Raw genomic sequence first — 760 nt, forward strand, 5'->3', positions numbered from 1 at the left:
AGGCGCACGGCGGGTGTGCGCCGTGAGGCGCTTCGTTGTATCCCCGACGCAGTCGGGAGGAACTCGGAGGGAGGTTCCTGGGTCGCCTGACTTACCTGGACGCGAAAGCGCGAGGGGACAAGAGCATGTCAGGGAAGCGGTGGCCGCCCGGAGGTGTCCGGGGCGGGGTACCGCGAGACCCGCGCGATATGGCCAAGGCTGGATTGCTTGAAGCCCAATCTCCAGCAGTGAAAGTGCGCACTCGTCGGAACGACACCTGAAACCGACGCCACGTCATGCCCGGTCATGAACCCGAGGATCGGACAGCCTCCGTGACGTGGAGCATCGCCCAACGAGGGCGGTCAAGGAGATGAGTGGGCGGCCTACGTCGGGCTCGATACGTACAACGAAGACGTACCACGGGATCGCCTACGGGGCGCGAGCCCTACGGCGACGGAGTGCCCGTAGTAGTCGCAGGAGTAACGGCCTGCCAGGGAGGACGGGAAAGCCGTCCACAGGGCAAAGGGGCACAGGTGATCGAGATGTCCAGTGAAGGGAGGCATGCGTAATGCAGAGCGCCGAAGCGGTATTGGACGTCATCCGTAAACGCGGTGAGAGGGGACTGCCGGTCGAAAGGCTGTACCGACAACTGTTCAACCCTCAGCTGTACTTGGTGGCCTATGGTCGCATCTACGCCAACGCGGGTGCGATGACGCCCGGGACCACCGGGGAGACCGCGGACGGCATGTCGCTGGAGAAGATCGGCAGCATCATTGACGCC

1 pseudogene is annotated in these 760 nt (G+C 64.1%); it reads left to right on the forward strand.

The features are described 5' to 3' along the window. Positions 1-547: 547 nt before the first annotated feature. Positions 548-760, forward strand: a pseudogene (locus IEZ15_RS44150) (hypothetical protein); the annotation flags it as partial.

The sequence above is a fragment of the Streptomyces atratus genome (genome assembly GCF_014648655.1).
In the GTDB taxonomy this organism is placed as follows: Bacteria; Actinomycetota; Actinomycetes; order Streptomycetales; family Streptomycetaceae; genus Streptomyces; species Streptomyces atratus.